We start from the raw sequence: 12,145 nt of genomic DNA, 5'->3' as shown, positions 1-12,145 counted from the left end.
CGCGATCATTTCCAACAATCATATCATTATGCTTTCTTGCGGCTTGTCCGCATGTGCATTTCAGGTGTTTCATGCATAATCCCCAGTTCGTGCGGCGGGGCCTGTTACTCGTCTTTATGACCCTTTTTCTCGATATTATCGGCATTGCGATCATCATGCCGGTACTACCGACTTATCTTGAAGAACTTACCGGCGCGGATATCAGCACTGCGGCTGTTGATGGCGGCTGGTTGTTGCTGGTTTATGCGGCAATGCAGTTTTTGTTTGCGCCGATGATCGGCAATCTCAGCGACCGCTTTGGCCGACGCCCAGTGTTGCTGGCTTCGATCTTCACCTTTGCGATCGATAATCTGATTTGCGCACTCGCAACCACCTATTGGATGCTGTTTATCGGCCGTGTACTGGCAGGTATCAGCGGGGCCAGTTTCGCTACGGCGTCCGCCTATATTGCCGATGTTAGCGATGACAGTAATCGTGCACGCAATTTCGGTCTTATCGGCATTGCCTTCGGGGTAGGTTTTGCACTTGGCCCGGTTCTCGGCGGGTTGCTCGGCGAATTTGGCCCACGTGTACCGTTTTATGGGGCAGCATTTCTGTCGTTCATCAATTTCATTTTGGCCTATTTTCTGTTGCCTGAAACATTGTCACAGGAAAACAGACGCACGTTCCAGATCGCTCGCGCTAATCCTTTGGGTGCGCTCAAACAGATGCAGACCTATCCGGGTATCGGCTGGGTGATATTGGTGTTCTTTCTGTTCTGGCTTGCCCATGCGGTCTATCCATCGGTTTGGGCATTTGTGGGTGCCTATCGCTACGACTGGAGCGAAGCGCAGATCGGTTTGTCGCTTGGCCTTTTTGGCATTGGAGCGGCTGTTGTCATGGCGCTTGTGCTTCCGAGGGTCCTGCCGGTTCTCGGCGAAAGGCGCACGGCAATTATTGGCGTGCTGTTTTCATGCTTCGGCATGATTGGTTACGCAATCGCCTGGCAAGGTTGGATGGTTTACGCGGTTATCTTTCTGACTGCACTGGAAGGTCTGGCCGATCCGCCATTGCGCAGTATTGCTGCGGGTAAGGTGCCGCCTTCCGCTCAGGGTGAGTTGCAGGGGGCGCTGACAAGTGTTTCGAGCATAACGACCATTATTGGTCCGCTTATCTTCACGCAGCTCTTCGCTGTGTTCACCGGCATGAATGCGCCGCTTGTCTTTGCTGGAATGCCTTATGCTGTTGGCGCCGGGCTGATCTTCCTCGCCCTTGTTATTGTCGTGGCAAGGGTGCGCCCAGCTGAATCGGTTAAGATCACAGACGTGTAAATGCTTCTGCGAGCAAAAAAGGCCGGAGCATCAGCTCCGGCCTTTCCTTTTATTAACAGAAGGTTAATTCGCTTTATTCAGATTGCGATTCACGCCGCCTGTTCGCGTTCTGGCAGAAGAGCTTCGCCCTTTTTTTCGCGGATCAGATTGATGAACCGGCGGAAGAGGTAGTGGCTGTCCTGTGGCCCCGGAGAGGCTTCCGGGTGATGCTGTACCGAGAAGACCGGCTTGCCGATAACACGCAGACCGCAATTGGTGCCGTCAAACAGCGAAACATGTGTTTCTTCGACATGCTCTGGCAGGCTGTCGGAATCGACCGCAAAGCCATGGTTCATCGATACGATTTCTACCTTGCCGGTGGTGTAGTCCTTGACCGGATGGTTTGCGCCATGATGGCCCTGATGCATCTTTTCGGTCTTGGCACCGAGCGCCAATGCCAGCATCTGATGACCGAGGCAGATGCCGAAGACTGGCAATTCGCTGTCTACGAGCTTCTGAATCGTTGGCACGGCATATTCGCCGGTTGCTGCCGGGTCGCCGGGACCATTGGAAAGGAAGATGCCGTCTGGATTATAGGCGAGAACGTCTTCTGCTGTGGCTGTGGCTGGCAATACAGTGACCTTGGCACCAAGGCCTGACAGCAGACGCAGAATGTTGCGCTTCACACCGAAGTCGAGCGCGACAACATGATATTGCGTGGCTGATTGCTCGCCGTAGCCGTCTTCCAGCGTCCACGGTGTCTGGTCCCAAGTGAGGCTCTGGCCGATGGTGACATCCTTTGCCAGATCGAGATTTTCCAGACCGCTCCAGTTTGCAGCGCGGGCCTTGAGCGCGTCGATGTCGAACTTGCCGTCAGGATCATGGGCGATGACCGCATTCTGCGCACCGCGCTCACGGATAAGCGAGGTGAGGGCGCGCGTATCGATGTCAGCCAGTGCGATGACGCCGCGGTGCTTCAGCCATGCATCGAGATTTTCCGAAGCGCGGAAATTGGATGGGTTGGTGATGTCGGCTTTGAAAATTGCGCCCACAGCGCCGTGACGATTGGCAGGGGTGAGGTCTTCCACGTCTTCCGCATTGGTGCCTACATTGCCGATATGCGGGAAGGTGAAAGTAACGATCTGTCCTGCATAGGATGGATCGGTCAGAATTTCCTCATAGCCGGTGAGAGCAGTGTTGAAGACCACTTCGGCTTCAATTGCTCCCGTTGCGCCTAGGCCTTTGCCTTCAATCACTGTGCCATCAGCAAGCACAAGAACGGCGGTTCGCTTTGCAGTCGTCCAGGGTGCTGTCTTCGATGTGGCTTCGGTCATGGCGTGCACTCCTGTCAGGTTTCGCGCTTGCCGTCTGGCGCGCGTTCTACGTTATCAGTCATGCGGCATGTATCCGTGTTTCAGCCGCCCGATGTCAGACAGCTTGAAAAATGGAGTTTATGGGGCCATATATGCGCCAAAAAGCAGCGGGGATTAAACTTCCCGCCGCGAGCACATGCCGATGTCCTGCTAAGCCCTGAGCAATAGAGAAACTTGGGCGCGGGGTCAATCGTTTGAACGCAAGCTTTTCAGGAAATTATGAGAGTGATGTCTCATAATTTCTATGATGGTTGTTCTGACAGGTCGGATTAGGCGTGTGATTGCTTTATGGCCCCGGTTCTGGATACAAGGGCTCTGATTTTTCATTATTACGCATGACGTCATTGGAAAGGCGAGTTTTTGCTTTTTCGGCGATATGCGCTAACACCGTCAGGAGAGACGTATGCTTCGCCAGGAGATTTCTCAGGCACTCACTCAGGCTATGAAGGCTCAGGATAAGCTGCGCCTGTCGACTTTGCGTCTGATCATGGCCGCGGTGAAGGACCGTGATATTGCCAATCGCGGTGCTGGAAAGGATCCGGTCGGCGATGAAGAGCTGCTCGGCATTTTGGGTAAGATGGTCAAGCAGCGTGAAGAATCTGCGCGCATTTATGAAGAAGGCAACCGTATTGAGCTTGCTGAAGGCGAGCGTGCGGAAATTGTTATCATCAGTGGTTTTCTGCCTGTGCAGATGAGCGATGATGAAGTCAAGAAAGCCTGTGCAGATGTGATCACCGAGATCGGTGCACAGGGTCTGCGCGATATGGGCAAGGTGATGGCAGTGCTCAAAGAGCGCTACGCTGGACAGATGGACTTCTCCAAGGCCAGCGCGCTGGTGAAAACGCTTCTTCAGTAAAAGCGTCTTAGTCTTCAAAGAAAAGGCCCCGCAGATGCGGGGCTTTTTTAGTTTTGTTTCACTGACTTCAAGCGTGTAGAGCCGAGCAATCCTTGTTCTTCAAGGACTGGATAGGCCATGGATGCGAGCAGCGAATTGATCTGCTTCAAATCGCGAATGGTATCGAGATGGATGGTGCTTGTCTCGATGCTGCGGGTTGAACCTTCGCGAAGCCGCGAGAAGTGACGCATACTCGTCTGCTTTTCCAGATCACGCAGATTGTCTTTTTCCTGCACGAGCAGACGTGCGGTGCGACCATCACGCGAGACGATGACGTTGAACGCCATATGCGCGTTGGCAAGCACCATGGCGTGGAAATGGCTCAGTTCCTTCCAGCCTTCCTCGGTGAATTCGAGGTTGTGATCCATCTTCTTCTGAACATGCGCCAGCATGTTGCGCACGATGATATCGCCAACCTGTTCGAGCTTCACACATGCACCCATCAGTTCCTGCATCCGCAAAGCTTCAAACTCATCAAGGTCTTTGGCTGCGAGCTTGGTAAGATAAAGCTTGATGGCTGCATGTTTCTTGTCGACCCGGTCGTCGAGGCTTGCCAGTTCGTTGATGCGCGCCTGATCCGGCTTTTCGTAGAGATCGATAATCCGGCGCAACATGACTTCAATCGTATCGCACACGCCGACGACTTCGCGCGTTGCATTGGCGAGCGCCTGCGAAGGACGATCAAGGACAGCATTATCGAGCGCGCTATACTCTTCGACTTCAAGCGGCTGGGTGGGTGCGTTTTTGTCTGAATTGAGATGAACCAGCGCTTCAGTCGCACGGAGCACCAGTCCAGACAATGGAATGCCTGCGACCATGACAATGACGTTGAACAGAATGTGGGCGTTGACTACCTGTGAAACCGGATCGCCACCAAGGAAGCCAATCGATGGCTTAAACGTTTCAAACAGGATCAACATGAGCAGCGAACCAGCACCGCGCATCAACAGATTGCCGAGCGGTACGACACGGGTTTCGGGCGGTGCGTTGCGGGTCAGGATCGGCGCGATGATGGAGGAGCCAAGATTGACGCCAAGCACCATGACGACCGCAAGTTCAGGCGTAATCAGTCCGCGTGACGCGAAAGTGGTCAGCAGGATGACACCCGCAATGCTGGAATGAAACAGCCAGGTCATCAAGGCTGCCAGAAGATAGGCAGTGACGGGGTCGTTGGAGAGATAATCCACGATGACAGGCAGAAGCTCGCTTTGACGCAGTGGCTCTGTCGCCTGTCCTGTCATTTCCAGTGACATGATGAGCAAACCGATGCCAACGAGAATGCGCCCGATCTGACGCCAGTCACGTCGCTCCGTGGTCATGAAAATAGCCGTGCCGGAAACAAGGCAGAGCGGAACCAGCAGTGTCAGATCGTAGCTCAGGATTTTTACGACGAGCGCTGAACCAAGTTCACCACCGCGCACCGCCATCAGGCCTGCGACACCGCTGACAATACCCGATCCGACGAAAGAGCCGACCAGAAGCGTCACGGCCGTCGAGCTCTGTAAGGCAATAGCCAGAATAAGGCCAAAGGCTATCGAAAGCAGCGGATTCTGCATCTGATTGCGCAAGCGGCGACGCAAACGATCACCATAGGCACGCTCCACTCCCGTTCGCACCATGCGCGTCGCCCATAATAGGAGCGCGACTGCACCGGCAAGATGCAAAAGGACCAGAGAACCGTTCACGGAAAAATCCTTTCAGGGTGTGAAGAGAGTTGGATCTCGATTGGGTTAAGCTTACGCAACAAATAAAGAAAAAATATGTTCCGGCTAACCATATTCGTCGGAAATATGAGCCGGAAATGCGCTTAAATCAAGCGTCGCAATTGTAATGTGACAATTATATGACAGTTTTATGAAGGTCGCGACTGTGTGCAATGATCGTAATTAAGAGGCCTGCAGCATGTGATTAGCGGGGAGGGCCGCTTGTGTGTGATGGACTGTCTGTCTGCGCGCGCCTATATATCATTGACTGGATACCATGCTTATTTGACCCGAAAGTGACAATCTTAATGCGTTTTCCGCCATCCTTTCTTGATGAGATCAGAGATCGCGTGCCGATCTCGACGCTGATCGGAACGCGCGTTTCGTTTGACCGAAAGAAGAGCAATCCGCCAAAAGGCGATTTCTGGGGCTGTTGCCCGTTTCATGGCGAGAAAACCCCAAGCTTTCACTGCGAGGACCGCAAAGGCCGTTATCACTGCTTTGGTTGTGGGGTGACGGGTGATCACTTCAAGTTCCTGACCGATCTGGAAGGTGCGAGTTTTCCCGAAGCTGTTGAGCGTGTTGCCGATATGGCTGGTGTGCCGATGCCAGCACGCGACCCGGAAATGGAAAAGCGTGAAGCGCAGCGTGCAACGCTCTATGATGTGATGGAGCTTGCGGCGCAGTTTTTTGAAAATCAGTTGCAAAGTGCGTCGGGCGCGAAGGCGCGCGCTTATTTGCGCGATCGCGGCCTTTCGAGTGCAACGCAACAGACATTCCGCATCGGCTATGGGCCGGAATCGCGCAATGCGCTCAAGGAATTTCTGGCGAGCAAAGGCATCTCAAAAGATCAGATCGAAGCCTGTGGTCTTGTCGTTCATGGAGAGGGCATTGCTGTTTCCTATGATCGCTTCCGTGACCGTATCATGTTCCCTATCGAGGACTTGCGTGGACGCATCATTGCGTTTGGCGGTCGTGCGCTTTCTGCTGACGCGCCTGCGAAATATTTAAATTCGCCTGAAACCGAGCTCTTTCATAAGGGCCGCGTGCTTTATAATGGCCTTCGTGCACGTAAAGCCTGCCAGCCGCAAGGCGGCGAGCCAGCCAAGCCGATCATTGCGGTTGAGGGCTATATGGATGTTATCGCGCTGGCGCAGGCGGGCATTCATCAGGCGGTGGCTCCGCTTGGAACAGCGCTGACCGAAGAGCAGCTTGAATTGTTGTGGCGGATCAGCCCTGAGCCGATCCTGTGTTTTGATGGTGACGGAGCAGGTGTTCGTGCGGCGCATCGTGCTGCCGATCTTGGACTGCCTACTTTGCAGCCGGGGAAATCCTTGCGCTTTGCGATGCTTCCCGAAGGACAGGACCCGGACGATCTGGTTAAGGCTGAAGGGGCTTCGGCTTTTTATTCTGTTTTGCGCGATGCCAAACCGTTGGTCGATATGGTCTGGACGCGTGAAACGGCAGCGGGTGTGTTCGATACACCTGAGCGCCGTGCGGAACTCGAAGCGCGCTTGCGCGAAATTACCAGCCGCATTGCGAATGAAGATATTCGTCGTCACTACAGCCAGGAAATGCGCGAGCGTGCGCAGGCTTTCTTTGGTCAGGGGCGGCAGAATGCACAACGCGGCGGCGCATTCAATCGCGGAAAAGACAAAGGTCGCGGTACCCAAGGTGGTCGCGGAGTAGGGCTGGTTGCTGGAGGCCGGTTAGCATACTCCGATAGCTTGACCCGCTCCAACATGGTCAAAAAACGCAATGCGCCTCTGCGTGAAACTGCAATCGTACTGATGCTGCTTAATCATCCGCGCCTGATCGAAGAAGACTTTGAAACAATGGCGGCACTCGATCTCGAGCATGAGGCTTTGAAGGTCTTGCATCTGGCGATGCTCGACGTTCTGGCATCGGATCATGTCGAAGATGGCTTCGCCATGCGCAAGGCGCTGGTTGCAGCCGGTCATGGCGAACTGATCGAAACGCTGGAAGCCGTTGTCCGGCGGACGCGGGAATGGACCGCCACATCGCAAGCAGCGGAAGACGACGTTCGAGAAGCATTAAAGCAGGCGCTTCACTTGCATCAGCGCGCGCGCACCCTACATAGGGAACTGCGCGCTGTTGAAGCATCGCTTGATAGCGATGAAACGGGTGAAATTTTCGCTCGGCTTATTGATATTCAAAAACAGATTGCTCAGGCAGAAGCAACCGAAGCCCTCATTGACGGTTTTGGACTTTCCTCAGGACGCGCATCCGGCGGTTCGTGACCGTACTCAAGTGAGATACTTGTGGTGTCCGAATCACTTTGAATCGCTTGAAGACTCGAAACTGCCGGAAATGGTGGGTTTCGCGAATCTTCGGCGGCTTAAGGGTGTGAGAACGCGCCGCGACAATAAATGATTCGCTTTTTAGACCCGAATCAGGTGAGTCGCTCTTGACGTGCGGCACAAATGACGGAATCACGACAGTTCGAGCAAGGATTAGAGCATAATCCGACCGGAGTGAAACGAGGATCGATAAGATTATGCTTTGAAAAAATCTTCAGAGCGTCGATCTGATTCAATCAGATCAAAACATGCTCTGGAGAACTGATATTGATAAACGTTCCCTAAGTGGACTCCTGAAATTAGCCTCGATGGGCAACAATCAAAAACCGGGCAGGGCCTTAAAGGCGACCATTATCCCGGATCTGCCCACAGGAATTTGGAGACGGTAGGATCGGTTAATGACGGCAGGGTTAATTCGGCATTAACGTGAAATCAGCTATTCGCAGAATCAACAGTTAAACGGCGCTCTCGCAAAACCGTTTGACCACTCTATATATCTTAGACGCGACCGGTGTCGCCTGGAGACGAGCAATATGGCAACGAAGGCTAAGGAAAACGAAGAAGCCGAAGTCGAGCGCGAAGGTGCGACCGACGGGCCGCTTCTCGACCTTTCTGACGATGCTGTCAAGAAGATGATCAAGGTTGCGAAGAAGCGCGGCTACGTCACTATGGACGAGCTGAATGCTGTGCTTCCTTCCGAAGAAGTGACATCTGAGCAGATCGAAGACACGATGGCTATGCTGTCGGATATGGGCATCAACGTAGTTGAAGACGACGAGCAGGAAGCTGATCGCGACGACAACAATGATGATGATGCTGAAGAAGGTGGCGATCTGGTCGAGGCGACCGGTACTGCTGTCGCCGCCACGACAACAAAGAAAGAACCGACCGACCGTACGGATGATCCGGTGCGCATGTATTTGCGCGAAATGGGTTCCGTCGAGCTTCTGTCGCGCGAGGGCGAAATTGCCATCGCAAAGCGTATCGAAGCTGGTCGCGAAACGATGATCGCTGGGCTTTGTGAAAGCCCACTGACCTTTCAGGCCATTATTATCTGGCGTGAACAGCTGAATGAATCAAACATTCTGCTGCGCGAAATCATCGATCTCGAAACCACGTATGCTGGTCCAGAAGCCAAGCAAGCGCCAATTGTTGAACGTGTGGAAGAAGAGAAGCCACGCGACGACAAAGGGCCGCGTCGTTCGCGTGACGATGACGACATTACCAATGTCGGCGGAGACATGCCTGCGGAAGAGGAAGAAGAAGACGAGGACGAAGCCAACCTGTCGCTGGCGGCTATGGAAGCCGAATTGCGCCCACAGGTCATGGAAACGCTCGATCTGATTGCTGATACTTACCGCAAGCTGCGCAAGCTGCAGGACCAGCAGGTTGAAAGCCGCCTGGCTGCTGCTGCTGATCTGTCTTCCAGCCAGGAGCGCCGCTACAAGGAACTGAAAGATCAGCTGATCAAGGCTGTGAAGTCGCTGTCGCTTAATCAGAACCGTATCGAGCAGCTGGTTGAGCAGCTTTACGACATCAACAAGCGCCTCGTTCAGAACGAAGGCAAGCTGTTGCGTCTGGCCGAATCCTTTGGCGTCCGTCGTGAAGAGTTCCTGAAGGAATATCAGGGTCACGAACTGGACCCGAAATGGGTTGACCGCGTCAGCACTCTGTCGGCTCGTGGCTGGAAGGAATTCGCAGTCAAGGAAGAACGTGCGATTGATCGTCTGCGTTCGGAAATTCAGATGCTTGCTACTGAAACCGCGATTTCGATCGGTGAATTCCGCCGCATCGTCAATCAGGTTCAGAAGGGTGAACGCGAAGCGACCATCGCCAAGAAGGAAATGGTGGAAGCCAACCTTCGTCTCGTTATCTCGATTGCCAAGAAGTACACCAACCGTGGCCTTCAGTTCCTCGATCTTATTCAGGAAGGCAATATCGGTCTGATGAAGGCGGTCGATAAGTTCGAATATCGTCGTGGTTACAAGTTCTCGACCTATGCGACATGGTGGATTCGTCAGGCAATCACCCGTTCGATTGCCGATCAGGCGCGCACCATCCGTATTCCGGTGCACATGATCGAAACGATCAACAAGATCGTTCGTACATCGCGCCAGATGCTGCATGAAATTGGTCGCGAACCAACGCCGGAAGAACTGGCTGAAAAGCTGGCCATGCCGCTTGAAAAAGTTCGCAAGGTCCTGAAAATTGCCAAGGAGCCAATTTCGCTTGAAACGCCAGTGGGTGATGAAGAAGATTCACATCTTGGTGATTTCATCGAAGACAAGAATGCGCTGTTGCCAATCGATGCAGCCATTCAGGCTAACCTTCGCGATACGACGACCCGTGTTCTGGCATCGTTGACCCCGCGTGAAGAACGCGTTCTGCGCATGCGTTTCGGTATCGGCATGAACACTGACCACACACTTGAAGAAGTCGGCCAGCAGTTCTCGGTAACGCGCGAACGTATTCGTCAGATCGAAGCGAAGGCGCTACGCAAGCTCAAGCATCCGAGCCGTTCGCGTAAGCTGCGTTCGTTCCTCGACAGCTAAGAACTTTTCGCCCGAGGCCGGATACGGCTTCGGGCGATTTTTATAGAAGAGAGGGAGCGTTATGTCTTTTTTGAAGCGCCTTTTTGGCGGTGGCTCAACGGAAGAAACGCCAGCAGCACCAAAAGAAGCCGGACGCCTTGAGCACAAGGACTTTCTTATTATCGCAACGCCTTACAGCGAAGGCGGGCAGTATCAGGTTTGTGGTGTTATCTCGAAGACGATCAATGGCGAGCTGAAAGAACACCGCTTTGTTCGCGCAGATCGTTGCCCTGGCATTGAAGATGCTGCCAGCATTTCGCTGAACAAGGGTCGCCAGATTGTCGATGAGCAGGGCGAAGCAATTTTCCGCTAAGCTACCGGCAACGGAATTGAGAAAGCCGCGCATCTTTGATGCGCGGCTTTTTATTTGCGCTTGTCAGTGTGGATGGCAGACGAAGCTGACCATTTTCCGGACGACTGGTAGGATGGCAAGCAGGACTGGAAAAGCAACGAGCCACGAAAGAGCCCACGAGGTCATCCAGCTTGATGCAAGTTCGGGATGCGTGAGGCCTAGGTTTTTTGTGGTCGCGATCAGTGAGACAATAAAAGTCATCATGATCGAGAGAATGAAAGGCATCACAATAGATGCATAACGCGCTGGCAGTTTTCTGCGGCGTGAACCGTTAAACTGAGACATGTGTATTCCTGAATATTATGCAGGGAACGTGCAACGAAACATCAAAACTGATAGCCGTTCCCAGCTAAATTGATGCGTTGCCTAACGTAAGACGCTTACGGCCATAAGGATGACAAGCGTTATCTAACCTAACAATGTGCAGCATTCAATAGTGAAGGGCGACGATTTGCCCGTGTTATTGCGGACGCAACCGCTACGCACATTTGCCGGAAATGCTCTATATGAAGCATCATGAACAAGAAACCTTTCTGGCAAACCAAATCGCTTGAGCAAATGAACCGACAGGAATGGGAAAGCCTGTGCGACGGTTGCGGCCAGTGTTGTCTGCATAAATTGCTGGATGATGATACAGAGGAAGTCTACTGGACGACAGTTGCCTGTACGCTTCTGGACGCAGATAGCTGCAAATGCAGTGATTATCCGAACCGTCGCAAAACTGTGCCCGATTGCGTGTTTCTGACGCCGGAAATCGTCTACGAGGTCAACTGGCTGCCGGCCACCTGCGCTTATCGGCTTGTTGCAGAAGGTGCCGATCTTTATTGGTGGCACCCGCTCGTTTCGGGTTCGCCCGATACAATCTACGAAGCCGGTGTTTCTGTTCGTGGCAAGGTGACGGCGTTCGACCATGAACTCAAGGATGAAGAAGAGTACATCCAGCACATGGTTCCATTGGATTAATCGCCCTATGGGGCACATTAATTAAGTTTAATGTTCACTCTTCTGTAGTGTCTGTTTGGCAGGAACTTCCATTTAAATAATTGTTTTATAACAATTTATTCAGAACATTGAGCGTGATTTTGTGGTGGTATTTACCAAACTGAATGCCATATGAACGCGAACCTGGCTTTGCGTTCATATTCGATGGACTACTTATCGGATGTCTCAGGTGAGGATCACCTGACAAAAGTTCGAAAGGGTTTTAAGATGTCTGCAATTTCGCTCAAGTCATTCGTTGTCACTGCTGCAATCGGTTTTGCTGCTGTCTTCACTGCTGGTGCTTCAGCAAATGCTGCATCGCCCGCGTCAGCTCCTGCGATGAGCACGGCAGCACATTCGCCTGTGGTCAATATCGACTATCGTGGCAATCGTCATCATGCCCGCCCGTCGCGCCGCGGTCCTGCCTGCTCGGTTGAAGGTGCCAAAATGAAGGCGCACCGTATGGGTATCCGTAACGCACGCGTTGTCTATCGCGGAAAATCGGTTCAGGTTCGTGGCTTCCGCCATGGTCGTCCGACCGGCGTTGTCTTCGCCAATGTGCGTGGTTGCCCGATTATCCGTTAATTGCATTTCATGATTAAATAAAAAGCCAGCCTGAAATTCAGGCTGGCTTTTTCGT

General features: G+C 53.0%; 10 protein-coding genes. 7 read left to right on the top strand and 3 right to left on the bottom strand.

The genetic code is table 11. The features are described 5' to 3' along the window. The first annotated feature begins 71 nt into the window (after nucleotides 1-71). Entirely contained in the window at nucleotides 72-1,310 is a 1,239-nt protein-coding gene (locus C9380_RS08640; protein WP_128093374.1) for a TCR/Tet family MFS transporter, read from the top strand. Between the two features lie 89 nt (nucleotides 1,311-1,399). Here the strand turns inward: C9380_RS08640 and carA are convergent, their stop codons facing one another. Next, a complete protein-coding gene (carA, locus tag C9380_RS08635; RefSeq protein WP_024899478.1) occupies nucleotides 1,400-2,623 on the bottom strand; it encodes a glutamine-hydrolyzing carbamoyl-phosphate synthase small subunit in 1,224 nt (407 codons plus the stop codon). 442 nt (nucleotides 2,624-3,065) lie between these two features. On the opposite strand from carA, the gene C9380_RS08630 reads away from it, so the two are divergent. Further along, a complete protein-coding gene (locus tag C9380_RS08630) occupies nucleotides 3,066-3,518 on the top strand; it encodes a GatB/YqeY domain-containing protein (protein ID WP_024899479.1) in 453 nt (150 codons plus the stop codon). A gap of 47 nt (nucleotides 3,519-3,565) precedes the next feature. On the opposite strand, the gene C9380_RS08625 is transcribed toward C9380_RS08630, so the two are convergent. Further along, nucleotides 3,566-5,242, bottom strand: a complete 1,677-nt coding sequence (locus C9380_RS08625) for a Na/Pi cotransporter family protein (RefSeq protein ID WP_024899480.1) — start codon at nucleotides 5,240-5,242, stop codon at nucleotides 3,566-3,568. 326 nt (nucleotides 5,243-5,568) lie between these two features. Here C9380_RS08625 and dnaG point away from each other — a divergent pair, with 326 nt between their 5' ends. The 3 genes from dnaG to C9380_RS08610 all read left to right on the top strand — a co-directional run bounded on the left by dnaG (nucleotide 5,569) and on the right by C9380_RS08610 (nucleotide 10,485). Continuing rightward, complete coding sequence (gene dnaG / locus C9380_RS08620) at nucleotides 5,569-7,521, top strand: DNA primase (RefSeq protein WP_128093373.1); 1,953 nt, start codon at nucleotides 5,569-5,571, stop codon at nucleotides 7,519-7,521. Nucleotides 7,522-8,114: 593 nt separating this feature from the next. Next, nucleotides 8,115-10,133, top strand: a complete 2,019-nt coding sequence (gene rpoD / locus C9380_RS08615) for an RNA polymerase sigma factor RpoD (RefSeq protein WP_024899482.1) — start codon at nucleotides 8,115-8,117, stop codon at nucleotides 10,131-10,133. A gap of 61 nt (nucleotides 10,134-10,194) precedes the next feature. Continuing rightward, a complete protein-coding gene (locus tag C9380_RS08610) occupies nucleotides 10,195-10,485 on the top strand; it encodes an HlyU family transcriptional regulator (RefSeq protein ID WP_024899483.1) in 291 nt (96 codons plus the stop codon). Nucleotides 10,486-10,548: 63 nt separating this feature from the next. Here C9380_RS08610 and C9380_RS08605 read toward each other — a convergent pair whose 3' ends face one another. Continuing rightward, nucleotides 10,549-10,809, bottom strand: a complete 261-nt coding sequence (locus tag C9380_RS08605; RefSeq protein ID WP_024899484.1) for a DUF2798 domain-containing protein — start codon at nucleotides 10,807-10,809, stop codon at nucleotides 10,549-10,551. Nucleotides 10,810-11,040: 231 nt separating this feature from the next. On the opposite strand from C9380_RS08605, the gene C9380_RS08600 reads away from it, so the two are divergent. Next, nucleotides 11,041-11,487, top strand: a complete 447-nt coding sequence (locus C9380_RS08600) for a YcgN family cysteine cluster protein (RefSeq protein WP_024899485.1) — start codon at nucleotides 11,041-11,043, stop codon at nucleotides 11,485-11,487. A 246-nt stretch (nucleotides 11,488-11,733) separates the two neighbouring features. Beyond that, nucleotides 11,734-12,090 (top strand): antifreeze protein, encoded by a 357-nt coding sequence (locus C9380_RS08595; protein ID WP_128093372.1) that lies wholly within the window; start codon nucleotides 11,734-11,736, stop codon nucleotides 12,088-12,090. Nucleotides 12,091-12,145 lie beyond the last annotated feature (55 nt).

This window comes from Brucella pituitosa (genome assembly GCF_003049685.1).
GTDB lineage: Bacteria > Pseudomonadota > Alphaproteobacteria > Rhizobiales > Rhizobiaceae > Brucella > Brucella pituitosa.
Note: the sequence above shows the minus strand (reverse complement) of the source record. Positions and strands in the feature narration are given on the sequence as shown.

Bases quoted from the DNA above. Each gene is read 5' to 3' on its own strand.
- C9380_RS08640 (WP_128093374.1), top strand. From the start codon at position 72: ATGCATAATCCCCAGTTCGTGCGGCGGGGCCTGTTACTCGTCTTTATG.
- rpoD (WP_024899482.1), top strand. From the start codon at position 8,115: ATGGCAACGAAGGCTAAGGAAAACGAAGAAGCCGAAGTCGAGCGCGAA.
- C9380_RS08630 (WP_024899479.1), top strand. From the start codon at position 3,066: ATGCTTCGCCAGGAGATTTCTCAGGCACTCACTCAGGCTATGAAGGCT.
- C9380_RS08600 (WP_024899485.1), top strand. From the start codon at position 11,041: ATGAACAAGAAACCTTTCTGGCAAACCAAATCGCTTGAGCAAATGAAC.
- C9380_RS08595 (WP_128093372.1), top strand. From the start codon at position 11,734: ATGTCTGCAATTTCGCTCAAGTCATTCGTTGTCACTGCTGCAATCGGT.
- dnaG (WP_128093373.1), top strand. From the start codon at position 5,569: ATGCGTTTTCCGCCATCCTTTCTTGATGAGATCAGAGATCGCGTGCCG.
- C9380_RS08610 (WP_024899483.1), top strand. From the start codon at position 10,195: ATGTCTTTTTTGAAGCGCCTTTTTGGCGGTGGCTCAACGGAAGAAACG.
- carA (WP_024899478.1), bottom strand. From the start codon at position 2,623: ATGACCGAAGCCACATCGAAGACAGCACCCTGGACGACTGCAAAGCGA.
- C9380_RS08605 (WP_024899484.1), bottom strand. From the start codon at position 10,809: ATGTCTCAGTTTAACGGTTCACGCCGCAGAAAACTGCCAGCGCGTTAT.